Source organism: Peterkaempfera podocarpi (genome assembly GCF_042466665.1).
Lineage (GTDB): Bacteria > Actinomycetota > Actinomycetes > Streptomycetales > Streptomycetaceae > Peterkaempfera > Peterkaempfera podocarpi.
The window spans coordinates 5,425,963-5,443,981 of record NZ_CP162102.1 but is presented as its reverse complement, the minus strand read 5'-3'; the positions used below and the strand labels follow the sequence as shown (position 1 = coordinate 5,443,981).

Annotated in this window: 17 protein-coding genes; 4 read left to right on the top strand and 13 right to left on the bottom strand. The window is 72.7% G+C overall.

Features of this window, described 5'->3' with window-relative positions:
- Positions 1–227: 227 nt before the first annotated feature.
- From AB0761_RS23990 to AB0761_RS23965, 6 genes are all read right to left on the bottom strand, one after another.
- The gene (locus AB0761_RS23990) at positions 228–1,007 is read right to left on the bottom strand and encodes an HAD-IIA family hydrolase (protein ID WP_377271203.1); all 780 of its coding nucleotides are present in this window, start codon (positions 1,005–1,007) and stop codon (positions 228–230) included.
- 88 nt (positions 1,008–1,095) lie between these two features.
- A complete protein-coding gene (locus AB0761_RS23985; RefSeq protein ID WP_377271202.1) occupies positions 1,096–2,118 on the bottom strand; it encodes a TolB family protein in 1,023 nt (340 codons plus the stop codon).
- Positions 2,115–3,368 carry an MFS transporter gene (locus tag AB0761_RS23980; RefSeq protein ID WP_377271201.1) on the bottom strand — a complete coding sequence of 418 codons (1,254 nt, stop codon included), beginning with the start codon at positions 3,366–3,368 and terminating at the stop codon, positions 2,115–2,117. Before AB0761_RS23980 ends, AB0761_RS23985 begins: the two co-directional genes overlap by 4 nt.
- A gap of 4 nt (positions 3,369–3,372) precedes the next feature.
- Positions 3,373–4,230, bottom strand: a complete 858-nt coding sequence (locus tag AB0761_RS23975; protein WP_377271200.1) for an alkaline phosphatase family protein — start codon at positions 4,228–4,230, stop codon at positions 3,373–3,375.
- A gap of 97 nt (positions 4,231–4,327) precedes the next feature.
- Positions 4,328–4,972 (bottom strand): precorrin-3B C(17)-methyltransferase, encoded by a 645-nt coding sequence (locus tag AB0761_RS23970; RefSeq protein WP_377271199.1) that lies wholly within the window; start codon positions 4,970–4,972, stop codon positions 4,328–4,330.
- Between the two features lie 67 nt (positions 4,973–5,039).
- Complete coding sequence (locus tag AB0761_RS23965; protein ID WP_377274292.1) at positions 5,040–6,083, bottom strand: ROK family transcriptional regulator; 1,044 nt, start codon at positions 6,081–6,083, stop codon at positions 5,040–5,042.
- A 64-nt stretch (positions 6,084–6,147) separates the two neighbouring features.
- On the opposite strand from AB0761_RS23965, the gene AB0761_RS23960 reads away from it, so the two are divergent.
- The 3 genes from AB0761_RS23960 to AB0761_RS23950 all read left to right on the top strand — a co-directional run bounded on the left by AB0761_RS23960 (position 6,148) and on the right by AB0761_RS23950 (position 8,989).
- Entirely contained in the window at positions 6,148–7,209 is a 1,062-nt protein-coding gene (locus AB0761_RS23960) for a Gfo/Idh/MocA family oxidoreductase (protein ID WP_377271198.1), read from the top strand.
- A 7-nt stretch (positions 7,210–7,216) separates the two neighbouring features.
- Complete coding sequence (locus AB0761_RS23955) at positions 7,217–7,690, top strand: heme-degrading domain-containing protein (protein WP_377271197.1); 474 nt, start codon at positions 7,217–7,219, stop codon at positions 7,688–7,690.
- Between the two features lie 141 nt (positions 7,691–7,831).
- Positions 7,832–8,989, top strand: coding sequence for a sensor histidine kinase (locus AB0761_RS23950; RefSeq protein ID WP_377271196.1), 1,158 nt, complete (start codon positions 7,832–7,834; stop codon positions 8,987–8,989).
- Between the two features lie 194 nt (positions 8,990–9,183).
- Here the strand turns inward: AB0761_RS23950 and AB0761_RS23945 are convergent, their stop codons facing one another.
- From AB0761_RS23945 to AB0761_RS23925, 5 genes are all read right to left on the bottom strand, one after another.
- A complete protein-coding gene (locus AB0761_RS23945; RefSeq protein ID WP_377271195.1) occupies positions 9,184–10,227 on the bottom strand; it encodes an adenosine deaminase in 1,044 nt (347 codons plus the stop codon).
- A gap of 33 nt (positions 10,228–10,260) precedes the next feature.
- A complete protein-coding gene (locus AB0761_RS23940; protein ID WP_377271194.1) occupies positions 10,261–11,568 on the bottom strand; it encodes a DUF445 domain-containing protein in 1,308 nt (435 codons plus the stop codon).
- An 86-nt stretch (positions 11,569–11,654) separates the two neighbouring features.
- On the bottom strand, positions 11,655–12,629 hold the full coding sequence (locus tag AB0761_RS23935) for an ATP-binding cassette domain-containing protein (RefSeq protein WP_377271192.1): 975 nt from the start codon (positions 12,627–12,629) through the stop codon (positions 11,655–11,657).
- A 25-nt stretch (positions 12,630–12,654) separates the two neighbouring features.
- On the bottom strand, positions 12,655–13,431 hold the full coding sequence (locus tag AB0761_RS23930) for an ABC transporter permease (protein WP_377274290.1): 777 nt from the start codon (positions 13,429–13,431) through the stop codon (positions 12,655–12,657).
- Positions 13,432–13,486: 55 nt separating this feature from the next.
- Positions 13,487–14,323, bottom strand: a complete 837-nt coding sequence (locus AB0761_RS23925; RefSeq protein WP_377271191.1) for an ABC transporter permease — start codon at positions 14,321–14,323, stop codon at positions 13,487–13,489.
- A 333-nt stretch (positions 14,324–14,656) separates the two neighbouring features.
- Here AB0761_RS23925 and AB0761_RS23920 point away from each other — a divergent pair, with 333 nt between their 5' ends.
- Positions 14,657–16,999: a transglycosylase domain-containing protein gene (locus AB0761_RS23920; RefSeq protein WP_377271190.1), complete on the top strand. Its 2,343-nt coding sequence runs from the start codon at positions 14,657–14,659 to the stop codon at positions 16,997–16,999.
- Positions 17,000–17,085: 86 nt separating this feature from the next.
- On the opposite strand, the gene AB0761_RS23915 is transcribed toward AB0761_RS23920, so the two are convergent.
- Both AB0761_RS23915 and AB0761_RS23910 read right to left on the bottom strand, forming a co-directional pair.
- Positions 17,086–17,388: a GroES family chaperonin gene (locus AB0761_RS23915; protein WP_377274288.1), complete on the bottom strand. Its 303-nt coding sequence runs from the start codon at positions 17,386–17,388 to the stop codon at positions 17,086–17,088.
- Between the two features lie 144 nt (positions 17,389–17,532).
- Entirely contained in the window at positions 17,533–17,883 is a 351-nt protein-coding gene (locus AB0761_RS23910; protein WP_377271189.1) for a DUF3618 domain-containing protein, read from the bottom strand.
- Positions 17,884–18,019 lie beyond the last annotated feature (136 nt).

Below are 18,019 nucleotides of genomic sequence, written 5' to 3'. Positions count from 1 at the left end.
CCTGCCGGAGGCCGCGCGGGATCACGCTGGCACGTGCGCCGGAAGGTGTCCAGGAAGTCGGTGCACTCCGGTCCGGCCCTGACGTCGGCCTCCTCCGTCCCGACCAGGGCACCGGTCCTGCCGCACGGGCGGCGGCGGGCCGCCGACGCGGCGGATGACGTCCTGACACCGGAGCCCCTGACCGGAGAGGATCTCCAGGTCAGGGGCTCCTTCGTGCCGTGCGTCGCTCAGATCTCGTCGATCAGGTCGGCGACCGACTTCACCACGCGGCTGGGCCGGTAGGGGAAGCGCTCCACCTCGCCGGGCTGGGTCAGCCCGCTGAGCACCAGCACGGTCTCCAGACCGGCCTCCATGCCGGCGACCACGTCGGTGTCCATCCGGTCGCCGATCATGGCGGTGGACTCGGAGTGCGCCTTGAGGGTGTTCAGCGCCTCACGCATCATCAGCGGGTTGGGCTTGCCGACGAAGTACGGCTCCACCCCGGTGGCCTTGGTGATCAGCGCCGCCACCGAGCCGGTGGCGGGCAGTGCGCCCTCGGCGGAGGGGCCGGTCTCGTCGGGGTTGGTGGCGATGAAGCGGGCGCCGCCGTTGATCAGCCGGATCGCCTTGGTGAGCGCCTCGAAGCTGTAGGTCCGGGTCTCGCCGAGTACGACGTAATCGGGGTTGGTGTCGGTCAGCACATAGCCGATCTGGTAGAGCGCGGTGGTCAGACCCGCCTCGCCGATCACATAGGCGGTGCCGCCGGGCCGCTGCCCGGACAGGAACTTGGCGGTGGCCAGCGCCGAGGTCCAGATCGACTCCTCGGGCACCTCCAGGCCGATCCCGGCGAGCCGGGCGGCCAGGTCACGCGGGGTGTAGATGGAGTTGTTGGTCAGCACCAGGAACGGCTTGCCCGACTCGCGCAGCCGCCGGATGAACTCCTCGGCCCCGGGGATCGGGATGCCCTCGTGCACCAGCACCCCGTCCATGTCGGTCAGCCATGACTCGATCGGCTTGCGCTCTGCCACGTGCGTGTCTCCCCTGCGTGTCCTGAATGACGGCTGCCCCGACGAGCACAGCGTAATCGCCGGGGTCAGCCCCGGGCACCCCTTCCCATCAGCTGATATACGCCGGGGCCAGGGCGCCGCCCAGCAGTTTCTCCGGGGTGCCGCCACCGTTCGCGGGCACCGTCCACAGATCGGCGCCGTAGTCGCCGGGCAGCGCGTAGACCAGGGTGCTGTCGTCGGACCAGACCGCCTGGTCGTCCACGCTGCGCTGCTCGGCCAGCGGGGTCTCCCGCATGGTCCGCAGGTCGAGGACGTACAGCCGCCAGGGGGCGTCGGCGGGCAGGCCGGGCACCCGCTTCTTGAAGGCGAGCCGGGTCCCGTCCGGGGAGAGGGAGGGACACTCCACGTTCTGCCGCACCGTGGTGAGGGTGCGGGCCGCGACGTCGCCGTGGACCAGGTAGGTCTTCCCGCCGGTGGCCAGGGTGGCCCAGAAGTGCCCGTCGTCGGCGAAGGTGACGCCCCAGACGTTGGTGTCGGAGGCGTGGTAGGGGTGGCCGTCCTTCACCACGCTGTAGCGCTCAAGGTTGTCCTGGAGGGTCCAGGTGCGGGTGTCCAGGATGGAGGTGCGGGTGGAGAAGTCGGTGCCCGCGTAGGAGTCGCCGCTGACGAAGACCGTCCAGGCCACCATCCGTCCGGAGGGCGACACCCGGCTGCGGGTGGGGATGCCCCCCAGTGGGAAGTGGCGCCGCTCGTGCAGCTGGGCGTCCAGCACCACCGCCCGGTAGCTGTCGTCCAGTGTGCCGTGCACCGCCTGGAGGCAGATCCCGGTGCCGGCCGCCGCGTAGAAGCGCAGGCAGCGGACCCCGGCGACGGTGCGGGTGGCGTCCGGTTGTGCGGCCGGTACGGACGCCAACTCGTCGCGGTGCGGCCCCCAGGCCATGGAGCGGAAGACCATCCGCGGGCCGTCCCCGGGGGCCAGCGTGACCGTCCCCGGTGCCACGCTCGGCCCGCCGGCCTGCACCTGCTCGCGCTGCCCGGCCCGGTCGGCCGCGTGCAGCACCGCGCCGGCGGAGACGCCGCCCAGCAGCAGCACTGCGGCGAGCAGTACGGCGATCCTTCCTCCGCGCTTCATTCCGCGCCCACCATGACCGCGGCCAGCACCGCTGCCAGGGCCAGCCCGCCGGCGGCCCAGCCGAGCGCGGTCCGGTCGCCCCAGGCGGTCCAGGCGGCGCCGAAGGCCAGCGAGCAGCCGAATCTGGCCACCGCCTGCCCGGTACCCACCAGAGCCAGACCGCTGGCGCGCAGCCGCTCCGGCACCGCGCCCGCCGCGGCGGCCGGCAGTACACCGTCGGTGGCCGCGTAGAAGGCGCCGTGCAGGGCCAGTACGGCCACCGGCAGCAGCCCGCCGCCCGAGGGGCCGAGCAGCAGCGCATAGGCGCCGAGCAGCGCCAGATGCCCCAGCAGGAACAGCCGCCGCCTCCCCACCCGGTCGGCCACCGCTCCCAACGGGACCGCCAGCAGCAGGAACGAGGCCGCGGTGCCCAGGGGCAGCAGCGGGAACCACTGCACCGGTATCTCGAATCTGCGCTGCAGCACCAGGTACACGAAGGAGTCGCTGACCGTGGTGAGTCCCAGCAGCATCGCGCAGCCGGTCAGCCGCCGCAGCGCCGGCAGCCGCAGCAGCGCCAGCGCCTCCCGGGGCCGCACCGCCGCGGGGGGCGGGCCGCCCGGCCCGTCCGGTCCCTGGGCGGCTGCCTGCCGCCCTCCCGGTACGAAGAGCAGCAGCACCAGGACGCCCACCGCGGCCACGCAGGAGCTCACCGTGAACACCGCGTCATAGCCCTCGGCTGCGACCCTGAGCACCAGGAACGCCAGCAGCGGCCCGAGCAGCGCCCCGGCGGTGTCCATCGCCCGGTGCACCCCGAAGGCGCGGCCGCGCCGGCTCTCGGGGGTGGAGAGGGAGATCAGGGCGTCCCGGGGGGCGGTCCGCAGGCCCTTTCCGGTGCGGTCCACCGCGAGCACCGCGCCGATCAGCGGCAGGGAGTGGACCACCAGCAGCAGCGGTTTGCACAGGGCCGACAGCCCGTATCCGACGGCCGCAACGGCCTTGTGCCGACCGCCGCCGCGGTCCGCGAGGTGGCCGCCGAGCAGCCGCACCACCGCGCTGAAGCCGTTGTAGACGCCGTCCAGCAGCCCGAAGCCCAGCGGGGAGAGGCCCAGCCCCGAGACCAGGTAGAGCGGCAGTACGGCGGTGACCATCTCCGCCGACACATCGGTGATCAGGCTGACCGAGCCGAGTGCCAGTACGGTGCCCGGCACGGCGGCCGCCCACCGCCCGGGGGCGGTGGGCGGCGCCGTCCCGCGGCTCTCCGCGAGATACATGCGCTCAGTTCCAGATGCCGGTGATGTCCGACGCGGAGGCCGCGTTGCCCGCGTGGGACGTGCCGTAGAGGTCCTCCACGGTGCGCAGCACGTTGTAGTGGTTGTAGGTGGTGGCGGAGCTGGATCCGGCAGCCACCGGCTGCCCGTACAGCACCGTGGTGATCCGGTTGCCGCTGAGGCTGTTGTCCTCGTCGAAGGTGACGATCAGCAGGCTGTTGTGGGTCTTGGCCCAGGTGGCGTAGGCACCCAGGTTGTTCTTCAGCCAGGTGTCACCGGTGGACACCGAGCAGTCGTGCATGTCGCTGCACAGGTTGGGGGTCACAAAGGACACCTGCGGCAGGGTGGTGTAGTCCGTCGGGAACTGGGCGAAGGTGTGGGCGCTGGAGGTGGGGACGTTGCTGAAACCGAACCAGGGGTTGTGCTTGCGGGCGTACTTGCCGCTGCTGCAGGTGGTGGAGCCCTGGCTGGGCAGTGTCTCGTTGTAGCTGGCCCAGGTCTTGCCGGCCGCGATCAGTTCGGAGGCGAGGTTGGCGGCGGAGCTGAAGCCCGCGGTGTAGCAGCTGTCGTCGGTGATGCCCTGGGTGGAGCCGGAGAAGAGGGCGAAGTAGTTGGGCTGGCTGGGGTGGGTGATCGCATAGGAGGCGGTGAGGTTGGCACCGCCGCTCTTCAGCGAGTTGATGTAGGGGGCGCTGGAGCTGCCGATGACCTGCGTGTACGCATGGTTCTCGAAGACCACCACCACGGTGTGGTCGGGGGTGGGCAGCGATCCGGCGGCCTGGGCGTCTCCGCCGGCCCAAAGGCCCAGCGAGGCGGCGGCGACGCCGAGGGCTGAGGCGACGGCGGTGAGGGTGCGGCGGCGCATGACTGTCCTCCGTGCGGCAGGGGGTCAGGAGCGCGCCCAGGCTAGGAGCCTGAGGATGGCATGTTCGCCACAGCCTGGGTGAAGAGCGGACGAACAGTCAGTGTCCGCCGTCGCCGGGCAGACAGGGGCCGTCCAGGGTGCGGCCGGCCACCTCGGTGTGCACCGCGCCGTCGGCCGACACCGTGCCGTTGACGCAGACCTTGCCCTGCCCCCCGCCGACCGCGAAGCCGTGCTGCGGGACGTCGTAGCCGTCGGACTTCAGTTCCACCCGGGCGGCCGGCAGGCCCAGCGCCTGCCCGGCTGCGGCCCGTATCCGCGCGGTGTCCGGATGCCGCCCGGCCAGTGCGCGCAGCGCCGTGGCCAGCGCATCCGCCATGGGTTGCGCCTGTGTCCGCTCCTGCGCGCTGATCGGCTGCTCCTGGCGGTAGCCGTGGTTCTCCGCGTAGCGCTGTCCCCAGTCGTAGGTGATGCACGGGGAGGGGTCGGCGGGTGCGGCCTCGGGGGGCGGGCAGTAGCCGCGGGCGGCTCCGGAGGAGGTGACCCGGGTGGGCGCGGCCGTGTCCGGCGTGCGCCGGGGCGCGGTGGAGGAGTGCGCAGCCGGGGTGTCCGCGGGCGTCGCGCCCGGGGCCGCCGTGGCCGCCGGCACCGTGTTCGCGCTGGTCACCGTCTCGGGGCTGCTTGCGCAGCCCGCCGCCAGGACGGCCGCCGCTGCGGCTGCCACCGTCAACAGAAGGGAACGCATGGCCCCATCCTGATCAGCCACGCTTGGTGCACGACCGATTCGGTCCGATCGTGACCGCCTCGCAATCTCAGCTCTCCCGGCCGAACAGCGGTGCCAGCACCAGCTCCGCCGCGCCCGCCGCCACCGCCTGCTCCCCGGCCGCCGCCACCGCGACCGGTACCGCCTGCCATGCGGGGTCGGGGATGCGCTCGGCCAGCTCCGCCGCCACCTCGCGGACGAAGACCGCCGGTTCGGCCAGCACCGCCGCGCCGCCCAGCACCACCCGGTCCACATCCAGCAGCCGCACCAGGTTGGCCACCCCGGCGCCCACCAGCCGCGCCGCCGCCGGCGCGTCCCCGGCCCGCAGCGCGGCCAGGCAGAGCGCCTCCAGGCAGCCCCGGTTGCCGCACTCGCAGCGGGGACCGTCCAGTTGCACCGTCTGATGGCCGAACTCCCCGGCGTTGGTACGGGCGCCCCGGTACAGCGCCCCGTCGAGCACCAGCCCCGCGCCAAGACCGCTCCCCAGGTGCACATAGACCGACGACCGGGAGCCGCCGGGCGGCTCGGCGAGCACCGCCGCGTTGGTGTCCTTGTCGACCGCCACCGGCACTCCCGTCCGCGCGGCCAGGCCGGCCCGCAGCGGAAAGCCGTCCCACTGCGGCAGTCCGGTCACCCGGTGCAGCACCCCGGCCGCGTGGTCCAGCGGTCCGGGGCATCCGACCCCCACGCCCAGCAGCGGCCGCCCGGCGGCCACCCGCTCCACCGCCTGTGCGACCCGCTCCACCACCGCCGCCGGATCGGCCAGCTCCAACGGCTCGTCCACACGGTCCAGCCGGCGCCCCATCAGATCCACCAGCAGCACCAGCAGCCGCCCGCGGTCCAGGTGCACCCCGGCGGCGTAGCCCGCCTCGGGCACCAGCCGCAGCAGGGTCCGCGGCTTGCCCCCGGTGGACTCCCCGCGTCCGGCCTCGGCCACCAGCCCGGCGGCCCGCAGCGGGGCGAGGATCTTGCTGACCGCCTGCGGTGTCAGGCCGCTCCCGGCGGCGATCTCGCCGCGGCTGACGCCCTCGCGTCCGCGCAGCAGTCCCAGCACGACCGCGGTGTTGTGGCCGCGCAGGGCGGGCAGGTTCAGTGCACTCACCCGCCCATTCTGCCTGTCGCTTGCACTTACGCAACACTGTTGCTTAAGTGGGGGCATGTCCGCCACACTCCGCGTCGGCCTGATCGGCTACGGCCTCGCCGGCTCCGCCTTCCACGCCCCCCTGATCGCCACCACCCCCGGGATGCGGCTGGAGGCCGTGGTCACCGCCAGCCCCGAGCGCCGGGCCCAGCTGCACCGCGAGCACCCCGGCGCCCGCGCCGTCGACACCCCCGAGCAGCTGCTCGACGGCTCCGTCGACCTGGTCGTCGTCGCCTCGCCCAACCGCACCCATGTGCCACTCGCCCGCGCCGCCCTCGACGCCGGCCTGCCCGTCGTGGTGGACAAGCCGCTGGCCGGCTCCGCCGCCGAGGCCGCCGCCCTGGCCGACCTCGCCGAGCACCGCGGACTGCTGCTCACCGTCTTCCAGAACCGCCGCTGGGACAACGACTACCTCACCGTCCGCCGCCTGGTCGCCGACGGCTCCCTCGGCCGGGTGCACCGCTTCGAGTCCCGCTTCGAGCGCTGGCGCCCGCAGATCAAGGCGGGCTGGCGGGAGCTGCCCGACCCCGCCGAGGTCGGCGGCACCATGTACGACCTCGGCAGCCACCTGGTCGACCAGGCACTGACCCTCTTCGGCCCCGCCGCCACCGTCTACGCCGAGATCGACGCCGTACGCGCCGAGGCAGCCGTCGACGACGACTCCTTCATCGCCCTCACCCACACCTCCGGCGTCCGCTCCCACCTGTGGATGAGCGCCATCACCGCGCAGCTCGGCCCCCGTCTTCGCGTCCTCGGCGACCGGGCCGGCTACGTCAAGTACGGCCTGGACCCCCAGGAGGCCGATCTGCGCGACGGCCGACGCCCCGGCGACGGCAGCCCCTGGGGCGCCGAGCCGGAGAGCGCCCACGGCCTGCTGGGCACCACCGACGGCACCCGGACCGTCCGCACCGAGGCCGGCGACTACCCCGCCTTCTACCACGGCGTCGCCGCCGCCCTCCGTGACGGCGCACCCGTCCCCGTCGACCCCCGCGACGCGGTCGCCGCCCTCACCGTCCTCGAGGCCGCCCGCCGCTCCGCCGCCACCGGCACCACCGTCCACCTCACCGAGGAAGCGTGAAGGCCCCATGAACCCCACCGACCTCGCCGAACTGATCATGCAGATCGAGGCCGAGGAGCAGCGCCTGGTGCTGCCCCGCTTCGACAACGACGACGCCTGGCGGCTCGGCACCACCCTCACCGAGCTGGCCCGCGCCCGCCGGGCACCGGTCACCGTCGACGTCCGCCGCAACGGCCAGCAGCTCTTCCACTGCGCCCTGCCCGGCACCAGCGCCGACAACGACGCCTGGATCCAGCGCAAGTCCCGGGTGGTGGACCGCTTCGGCCACTCCTCGTACCTGGTGGGGCTGCGCTGCCTCGCCAAGGGCTCCACCTTCGAGGAGAAGATGCGCCTGGACCCGGACGTCTACGCCGCCCACGGCGGGGCGTTCCCCATCGCGCTGCCGCACGTCGGCGTGATCGGCACGGTGGCCGTCTCCGGACTCCCCCAGGCCGACGACCACCAGCTGGTCGTCGCCGGACTGGAGCGCCATCTGGCATGACATCCGTCACGCCGGGGGCGCGACCGCACTCACTGGCACCGGGCGCTCCGCTCCGGCACCCTGGGGAGGTCCCGTCACCACAAGGCCCGTCACCACCGAGGCCCGGCACCGGCGAGGCCCACGGCAGCCAGAGGAGAGCACATGCGGCGGATCGTCGACTGGTGCCGCCGGTGGAAGGTGCGCGAGTGGTGGTTCAGCATCATCTGGCTGTGGGGCCTGATCCCCGGCCTCAGCAGCCTCGACCAGCACTCCCGCACCGCCTCCGTCCTCGCCGTCACCGGCGTGGTGGTGTTCGGCGCGGCCTTCGTCACCTCCATGGCCAACGGCAACCGCAACGCCAACCCCCGGCTGCGGATCGGCTGCTTCGCCGTCACCGCCGCCCTGGCCCTGGCCTATCCGCTGCTGCTGGGCGGCAGCTGGCTGTCGATGTTCGTCTACGCCGCGTTGTGCAACACCCACGCCTTCCCGATGCGCCGCGCCATCCGCACCGCCGGCCCCCTGGTCGCGGCCCAGTGGGTGGTCGCTCTGCTCACCGGCGACCCCTTCGGTGACTACTGGCCCTGGCTCGCCTCCACCGCCGTCGCCGCCGGCTTCTCCATCCTCGGCGTGGAACGCCAGCGCACCAAGGTCCGGCTGCGCCAGGGCGAGGAGGCGATGGCCCAGCTCGCCGTCAACGAGGAACGGCTGCGCTTCGGCCGCGACCTGCACGACCTCCTCGGGCACTCGCTGTCGCTGCTCTCCCTCAAGACCCAGCTCGCCGAACGCATGGTGCACACCGACCCGGACGCCTGCGCCCGGCAGATCGCCGAGATGCGGGAGATCACCGCGACCGCCCTGGCCGAGGTCCGGGAGTCCGTCACCGGCTACCGCCGCCCCACCCTGGCCACCGAGGTCGCCCGCGCCCACACCACCCTGACCACCGCCGGCATCCGCCCCGAGATCGACCCCGACCTCGGCATCCGCGCCAAGACCCTGGCCCCCGCCCGCGAGGCCGCCCTCGCCTGGGCGCTGCGCGAGTCGGTCACCAATGTCGTACGCCACGCCGCGGGCGCCACCACCTGCCGGATCAGCCTCACCGGCGGCAGCGCGGGCCACACCCTCACCGTGCTGAACGACGGCACGGCGAGCCCGTCCGCCCCCTTCGGCAACGGCCTCTCCGGCCTCCGCGAACGCCTCACCCTGGAGGAGGGCCACCTGGAGGCCGGCCCCACCCCCCACGGCTTCCGTGTCCGCGCCCATCTGCCGTCGCCCGCCCACCCCGAACAGGAAGCCCGGCCCACCGCCCGAACCGCCCGCTGAAACGGGGCCGCCGGCCTCTACCTGCTGACCACCACCGCCTGGACGGTCGCCGAACGCGGCCTGCTGCACCGCACCCCCGAACCCGCGGCCCCCGCCAAGCCCGAGGAGGCCCCCGCCGCCTCCTGACCGCGGCCCGCACCGCCACGCGCGGCGGCGGCCCCACCGGGCCGCCGCCGCACCTCAGGACCGCTCCCTCAGCCACGCCACCCGGCGAGGTGGGCGTCGATCTCCGCGGTCAGCCTGGCCCGGTCCGCGGCGCCCATGAAGGACGCCTCCACGGCGTTCTTCGCCAGCGCCGCCACACCGGCCTCGTCCAGCCCCAGCAGCCGCGCGGCCACCCCGTACTCGGTGTTCAGGTCGGTGCCGAACATCGGCGGGTCGTCGCTGTTGACGGTGACCAGCAGTCCCGCCTCGACCATCTGACGGATCGGGTGCTCCTCCATCCGCTCCACCGCCCGGGTCGCGATGTTGGACGTCGGGCAGACCTCCAGCGGAATCCGGTGCTCCCCCAGGAAGTCCACCAGCCGCGGATCCCGCACCGCCTGGGTGCCGTGCCCGATCCGCTCCGCGCCCAGCTCCCGCACGGCGTCCCACACCGTCTGCGGCCCCGTGGTCTCCCCCGCGTGCGGCACACTGTGCAGGCCCGCCGCCCGCGCCCGGTCGAAGTACGGCTTGAACTGCGGCCGCGGCACCCCGATCTCCGGCCCGCCGAGGCCAAAGCTCACCAGGCCGTCCGCACCCACCTCCAGCGCCAGCCGCGCCGTCTCCTCCGCCGACTCCAGACCCGCCTCACCCGGGATGTCGAAGCACCAGCGCAGCACCACGCCCAGCTCCGCCTCCGCGGACTTGCGGGCGTCCTCGATCGCCTCCATGAACGCCACATCGGGGATGCCCCGGCGCACCGAGCTGTACGGCGTCACCGTCAGCTCCGCGTACCGGATGTTCTGCCGCGCCATGTCCTCGGCGACACCGAAGGTCAGCGCCCTGACGTCCTCCGCGTCGCGGATCAGGTCCACCACCGAGAGGTAGACCTCGATGAAGTGGGCGAAGTCCCGGAAGGTGAAGTACTCCGCCAGCAGCTCGGGATCGGCCGGCACCCCGGTCGTGCCCTCGTGCCGCGCCGCCAGCCCGGCGACCACCCTCGGCGAGGCGGACCCCACGTGGTGCACATGCAGCTCCGCCTTCGGCAACCCCGCGATGAACGCGTCCACCATCAACCGCTTCCTCTCATGCTCCATGACCCCCGCATCGTCGCACGCCGCACCCGGCGCTCACGCCGCCACCAGCACCGACAACGTGTGGATCAGCAGTCCCGCCAGGGCCCCCACCACCGTGCCGTTGATCCGGATGAACTGCAGGTCCCGCCCCACATTGGCCTCGATCTTCCGCGACGCCTCCACCGCGTCCCACCCGGCGACCGTCTCCGAGATCAGCGAGGTGATCTCGTCCCGGTAGGTCTCCACCACATACTCGGCCGCGTCCTCCAGCCAGCCGTCCACCTTGCCCTGCAGCCGCGCGTCGGACGCCAGCCGCTCCCCGAACGACCGCACCGCGTCCCGCATCCGCCGCCGCAGCTCGCTCTGCTCGTCCTCCGCCGCCTCCAGCACCAGCGACCGCACCGCCCCCCACGAGGACGCGATCAGACCCTGCACCTCCGGCCGCTCCAGCAGCTGCGCCTTGGCCCGCTCCACCCGGCCGATGGTCGCCGGGTCGGTCCGCAGCTCCTCGGCGAAGTCCGTGAGGAAGCTGTCCACCGCACCGCGCGCCGGATGGAACGGGTCGTCCCGCACCTCACCGGCGAACCGCAGCAGCTCCTTGTGGATCCGCACCCCCACCTGGTGGTCGATGAACTTGGGCGTCCACCCCGGGGACTCCTCCGCGATCCGCTGCACCACCTCCTCGCGGTGCTCCACCAGCCAGTCGTGCAGCCGCACCGCCACCAGGTCCACCACACCCCGGTGCCCGCCGTCCGCGACCACCCGGCCCAGCATCCGCCCCATCGGCTGGGCCACCTGCTGCGCCGACACCCGCCGGGTCACCGCCTCCGCCACCACGGCCTGCACATCCTCGTCGCGCAGCACCGCCAGCACACCCCGCAGCGCCGCGGACGCCTCCGTGGTCACCCGCTCCGCGCTGCCCGGCGCCGACAGCCACTCCCCGACCCGCCCGGCGATCCGCAGCGCCCGCAGCCGGCTGCGGACCACGTCCGCCGCCAGGAAGTTCTCCCCCACGAACTGCCCGAGGGTCCGCCCGAAGACGTCCTTCTTGGTGGGGATGATCGCGGTGTGCGGGATCGGCAGCCCGAACGGCCTGCGGAAGAGCGCCGTCACGGCGAACCAGTCGGCCAGCGCGCCCACCATGCCCGCCTCGGCCGCGGACTCCACATAGCCCGCCCACGCCCCGGCGCCCGCGGACCCGGCCCAGCGGGCCAGCGCATACACCGCGGTCGCGACCCCCAGCAGCCCGGTGGCCAGCACCTTCATCCGGCGCACCCCGCGCCGCTTGACCTCGTCCGAGGCGGTGAACCGCACCCCGCCCGACCCGGCAGCCGCACCGGCCGCACTCGTCTGACTCTTCACCTCCCCACTCTGCCCCACACCCCGGCGGCCCACCCCACCCGGCTCCGGTTCCCGGCCGCGGCGCGCCGCGGCCGGGAACCGCCGGGTCAGCCCACCCGGGCCGGGGCCGCCACCTCCCCGGCGTACATCCGGGCGATCACATCCTCGATGGCGGGCTCCCGCACCGACAGGTCGACCAGCGGATAGCGGTCCGCGACCGCGGCCACCACCGGGGCGGCGCTGCGGGCGGCGGGGAAGGCCAGCCACTGCCGGGGACCGTCCACCCGGACCACCCGCGCGCCCTCCACCGAGATCGGCGGGCAGGGCTCGGCCAGGTCCACCACCAGGGTCCGCTCGCTCTCCCCCACCGCGTGCAGCCCCTCCAGTCCGCCGTCGTAGACCACGCGCCCGTGGTCGATGACCATCACCCGCGAGCAGAGCTGCTCGATGTCGGTGAGGTCATGGGTGGTGAGCAGCACCGTGGTCCCGCGCTCGGTGTTGACCTCGCGCAGGAACTGCCGCACCCGGTTGCGGCTGACCACGTCCAGGCCGATCGTCGGCTCGTCCAGATAGAGCACCTGCGGATCGTGGAGCAGCGCCGCGGCGATGTCTCCGCGCATCCGCTGGCCCAGGGAGAGCTGCCGGACCGGGGTGTCCATCAGCGGTCCGAGGTCCAGCAGTTCCGTGCAGCGGTCCAGGTTGGCCCGGAAGCGGCCGGCGGGGATGCGGTAGATGCGGCGGGCCATCTCATAGGAGTCCCGCAGCGGCAGATCCCACCACAGGGTGGTGCGCTGCCCGAAGACCACCCCGATGCGGTGGGCCAGGCGCACCCGGTCCCGGGAGGGGTCCACCCCGGCCACCCGGAGCCGCCCTCCGCTGGGGACCAGGATCCCGGTGAGCATCTTCACGGTGGTGGACTTCCCAGCGCCGTTGGGCCCGACATAGCCCACGCACTCCCCCTCCGCGACCGTGAAGGTGAGCCCGTCCACCGCGTTCACCAGGCGCTTCTCCCTGCGCAGCCGCCCCTTTCTGCTGCGCACCGTGAAGGTCCTGCTGACGTTGTCGACCTCGATCAGAGCCATGTGCCTTTTCCCTTCAGCGAGTTGGTCAGCTGCCGGTGGAGCGGTACGCGCGCAGGCCCGCCCGCCAGGCGAGCCCGGCCGCCGCCAGGGCGAGCGCGGCGGCGACGGGCGAGGCGAAGCGGAACGCCTCGGGCAGGTGCAGGGGGTCGGACTGCCCGAGGATGTGCAGCGCGGGCAGCCAGTTGACGAAGGCGAGCGGGATGCCGAAGACGGCTCCGGCGACCAGTTCCTTGGCGAAGACCGTCGGCGGGTACTGGATCATGGTGGCGCCGCCGAAGGTGAAGGAGTTCTGCACCTCGGCCGCGTCGGAGGCCCAGAACTGGAGACAGGAGCCACCGACGAAGAGCGCGACGAAGATCGCCGTGCCGCAGACCAGCAGTCCCGGCACCAACAGCACCCGGTCCCAGGTCCAGTGCACCCGGAGTCCGGAGAGCGACCAGAGCAGGATCACCGCGGCCTGCAGCGGCCGCCCGAGCCGGCGCAGCGCGAAGCGGTCGGCGGCCATCTGCGCCAGCGCCGGGGCGGGCCGCACCAGGATGCCGTCGAGCGTGCCCTGCCGGATGCGGTTCCCCAGCGCGTCGATGCTGCCGACCAGCATGTCGGCCAGGCCGATGGCGAAGCTGGAGGTGGCGTAGAGGAAGGCGACCTGGTGGAAGTCCCAGCCGCCCATGCTGTGGATGTTGCGGAACATCACCACGATGATCACGAAGTCCATGGCGGTGATGGCCAGATTGCCGACGGTCATCAGCACGAACGAGGTGCGGTACGCCAGTGCGGAACGGGTCCACATCGCGGCGGTCATCCACCAGACCCGCAGTCCCCACCACAGTCGTCCCGGGGGATCCGGGAAGCGGTCGTCAGCCACCCTGGACCACCACCCTGCGGGTCGCCAGCCCCTGCACGGCCCGTCCGGCGGCCAGCAGCAGCAGCGCCCAGAGCGCCTGGAAGCCCAGGCCGGTGGCCAGCGCAGCGCCGGTGCGTTGCTGCAGCAGCACATCACAGGGGATCTGCACCATCGCCGACCAGGGCAGCACCCGGGCGAGGGCGCCCAGCGCCCCCGGGAAGAGGGTGATCGGCAGCAGCTTTCCGGAGAAGAACACCCCCAGGATGCTCGCCAGCGACCGCACCCCGTTGGAGTCCATCAGCCAGAAGCCGGTGAGGCTGACCAGGTAGCGGAAGGCGAAGCTGACCACCACCGCCAGCCCCACCGAGAGCAGGAAGGCCGCCCAGACCCGGCCGTCCTCCGGCAGCCGCAGCCGGAAGACGGCCGCCCCGGCCACCAGCGGCAGCACTCCCCGGGTGGCCAGTTGCAGGGCGGCCCGGCCCAGGTCGGTCGCCAGCCACCAGGACTGGAGGTCGACGGGGCGGTAGAGGTCGATGGCGATGTCGCCGTTGCGGACCCGGTCCTGGAAGTCGTCCTGGAAACCGCCGCCCCAGACGCAGACGGGGGCGATCAGCGCCTGGCTGATCCAGATGTAGGTGACGGCACCCGTCGCGTCGTAGCCGCCGAGGTCCGGGCGGGCGTGCCACAGGGCGAGGTAGGTGTAGCTGAGGATGAAGCCGAAGACGGTGTTGGTGAAGGCGCCGGCCAGGATGGACGCCCGGTAGGTGGCATAGCGACGGAAGGAGCCGCGGGCGACCGAGCCGTAGAGCGTCAGCAGCACTGAACCTCCTCTCACAGAATTTGTCGACATGTCGACAGTCGAGTGGGTCCACCGCATCCGGGCACGCCGAATCGGCCCCGTCCCGGAACACCCGGGGGGTCCCGGGCTGGGGCGGAGCTGAGAGCGCGCAGATATGCGGTTGTGCTCGCAGGGTAACGGCTGTCGTCACCCAGCGCATCCGGATTGCGGGCCTGTCACCCGGCGCGGAACGCCACCCTCACGACCGTCGTCACAGGATCGCCACAATTCCAGCCGGAGGCGCGCCGCCCAGGCAATCGGTACCGATGATGCGAAAGTGTGGACCTGGAGGAGCCGACCGTTCCGTACGGGCCGCCCACCGCTGCACACCACCGAGCAGGAGCCATGAGCGAGCAGACCCAGGGCGAAGACCGGCACGCCCGGAAGCAGGCCGCCAAAGCCGCACGCAGGGCCCGGCGCACCGGCTTGCGCCGGCTGCTGCCGACCTGGCGCATGGTCATCGGCACATTCCTGATGCTCGTTCTGCTCTGCGCCGGCGCCTTCATCATCCTGTATCTGACGGTGCCCGTACCCGACGCCAACGCCCAGGCGGTCGCCCAGAGCAACATCTACTACTGGTCGGACGGCAGAACCGAACTGGGCCGCACAGGTGACGTCAACCGCGAATCCGTCCCGCTCGACGAGATCCCGCTGGACACCCAGCACGCCGTCCTCTCCGCCGAGGACCGGTCGTTCTACAAGAACAAGGGCATCGACGTCAAGGGCACCCTGCGCGCCGCCCTCAACACCGCCACCGGCCGGGGCGCCCAGGGCGGCTCCACCATCACCCAGCAGTACGTCAAAAACTACTACCTGACGCAGGAACAGACCGTCTCCCGCAAGGCCAAAGAGATCTTCATCGCCCTCAAGGTCGACCGCACCGAGACCAAGCAGCAGATCCTCGACGGCTACCTCAACACCAGCTACTTCGGCCGCAACGCCTACGGCATCCAGGCCGCCGCCCACGCCTACTACGGCAAGGACACCTCCCAGCTCACCATCGAGCAGGGCGCCTACCTCGCGGCGCTCCTCCAGGCCCCCAGCCTCTACGACGTCCGCAACACCACGCCCGCCGGCCGCGCCGCCGCCATCGCCCGCTGGAACTACGTCCTCGACGGCATGGTCACCGAGGACTGGCTCACCCCGGTCCGCCGCGCCGCCATGACCTTCCCCGAGCCCACCGAGGCCAAGGCCACCCCCGGCGTCGGCGGACAGGCCGGCTACCTCATCGAGATCGCCAAGAACTACCTCCTCCGCAACAAGATCATCGACGAGCCCACCCTCCAGGCCGGCGGCTGGAAGATCACCACCACCTTCGACCGCAAGAAGCAGAAGGCCCTCGTCGCCGCGGTCAAGAAGGAACTCACCGACCAGCTCAACCCCAAGGCCAGGCCCAGGACCGACACCGACGTCCGCGTCGCCGGCGCCTCCGTCGACCCCACCGCCGGCAAGATCGTCGCGGTCTACGGCGGCCCCGACTACACCGTCCAGCCCTTCAACGACGCCACCCGGCAGGACAACCCGGTCGGCTCCACCTTCAAGGCCTTCGACCTCGCGGCCGGCCTCGAAGGCGACCACAACACCCAGGACGGCCGGCGCATCACCACCCAGACCTCCTACGACGGCACCAGCCGCCGGCCCGTCGTCGGAGGCCCCGGCAAGTACGCCCCGCCCAACGAGGACGACTTCAACTACGGCACCGTCACCCTGCGCTACGCCATGATGAAGTCCATCAACTCCGTCTACGCCCAGGAAGCCGTCGACGCCGGACTGCAGAACGTCCGCAACACCGCCATCGCCCTCGGCATCCCCGACAACGTCGACGACATGAGCGGCTCCAACAACGCCACCGCCCTCGGCACCGCCACCCCCAGCGCACTCGACATGGCCGGCGCCTACGCCACCCTCGCCAACCACGGCCAGCGGATCGCCCCCTGGGCCGTCCAGCGCCTCCAGCGCGACGCCGTCGTCGCCGACCTCCCCACCCACAACCCCACCCAGGCCGTCAACCGGGGCACCGCGGACGCCGTCACCTCCGTCCTGCGCGACGTCGTCTCCCCCGGCGGAACCGGCTACGCCGCCCTCAACCTCGGCCGCCCCGCCGCCGGAAAGACCGGCACCACCGACAAGAACATGTCGGCCTGGTTCGTCGGCTACACCCCGCAGCTCACCACCGCCATCGGCATCTTCCGCGAGAACCCCAAGAACCACAGCCACGAGTCGCTCAACGGCACCGCCGGACTCAGCCGTATCAACGGCGGCACCTTCCCCACCCAGATCTGGACCGCCTATATGAGGGACGCCCTCAAGGGCGCCCCCGTCGCCCACTTCGAACTCGCCCCCAGCAACGGCAACAGCGGCGCACCCCTGGCCTCCCCCAGCGCCAGCCCGTCCGCCAGCGCCTCCCCCAGCAGCACCCCGAGCACCCGGCCCAGCCACACCGCCCCCACCAGGGAGCCCTCCACCGAAGGCGGCAGCCCCAGCGACACCGGCCTGCCCTCCGGCCTCCCCAGCGGCGGCAACCTGATCGGCGGCACCCTCGCCGGCACCGCTGCCGGCGCCCTCGGCGGACCCACCGGAACCAACGGGGGCGACGGCGGCGGCGACATCGGCGGCAATGACGCCGGCGGCATCAGCGGCAGCCCCAGCGACCCAGGAAGCCCGGAGACCCCCTTCACCGGCCAGTGACCGCACCCTTCACCGGCCGGTGACCGCCCCCGCGCGGCCACCCCGGCCGGCAGCCGCACACCACACCCCGGCCGCGGGACCACGCCTCAGAGATACAGACCCGTGCCGCCCCCGGCGTCGCCGATCCGCTCCGCAGCCACCGCATGGATGTCCCGCTCACGCAGCAGCACATACAACGTGCCCCGCACCTCCACCTCGGCCCGGTCCTCGGGGTCGAACAGCACCCGGTCACCCGGCTCGATGGACCGCACGTTCTGGCCCACCGCCACCGCCTCCGCCCAGGCACACCGCTTGGACAGCTCCGCCGTCGCCGGAATCAGGATGCCGCCCGTGGAACGGCGCTCACCCTCCCCGCCCTCCGTGCGCACCAGCACCCGGTCGTGCAGCATCCGGATCGGCAGCTTCTCGCCGAGGTTCTCGTCCCGCCTGATCTCACTCACACCCCCGAAAATACCTTCCTCCGGCACCATCCCAACAATGGAGGGCCGGACCGGGCACCCGCCCGACCCGGCCCCCGGAGGAAGCCCGACCCGCTACTTGCGGCGGCGCAGCAGCACCAGACCCGCCACCACGACCACACCCACCGCCGCCACCGCGGCGATCCGCTCCGGCCGCGGGCCACCCTTCTCGTCCACGAACTGCAGCCGCACCCGCTCCACACCCTGGCTGGCCGCCACATACGCCCGGCCCACCGTGCGGTCGACCGTCGCGGCCGCCCGCGCCTTGGCCTGCGCGGCCACCGTGGACGGGTGCACCCGCACCGCGATCTCGTCCAGATTGGCCGCCAGCCGGCTCCGAGTCGCAGCGATCGACGCCTCGATCTCGGCGGTGGTACGTCCGTTCGAGCCGCCGCCCCTGCCGCCTCTCGTGCTGACCTCGCCCAAGAGGGCCACCTCACTCACCCGTGCCGATTCGTCCGATGGTGAACAGTCTGTCAGGCCGGGTGACACGCTGCTCAGCGGCACCCCGCCTTCGGAGTACCTTTCCTGATAGCACGGCCGCATCCCACCTCGAGGAGAA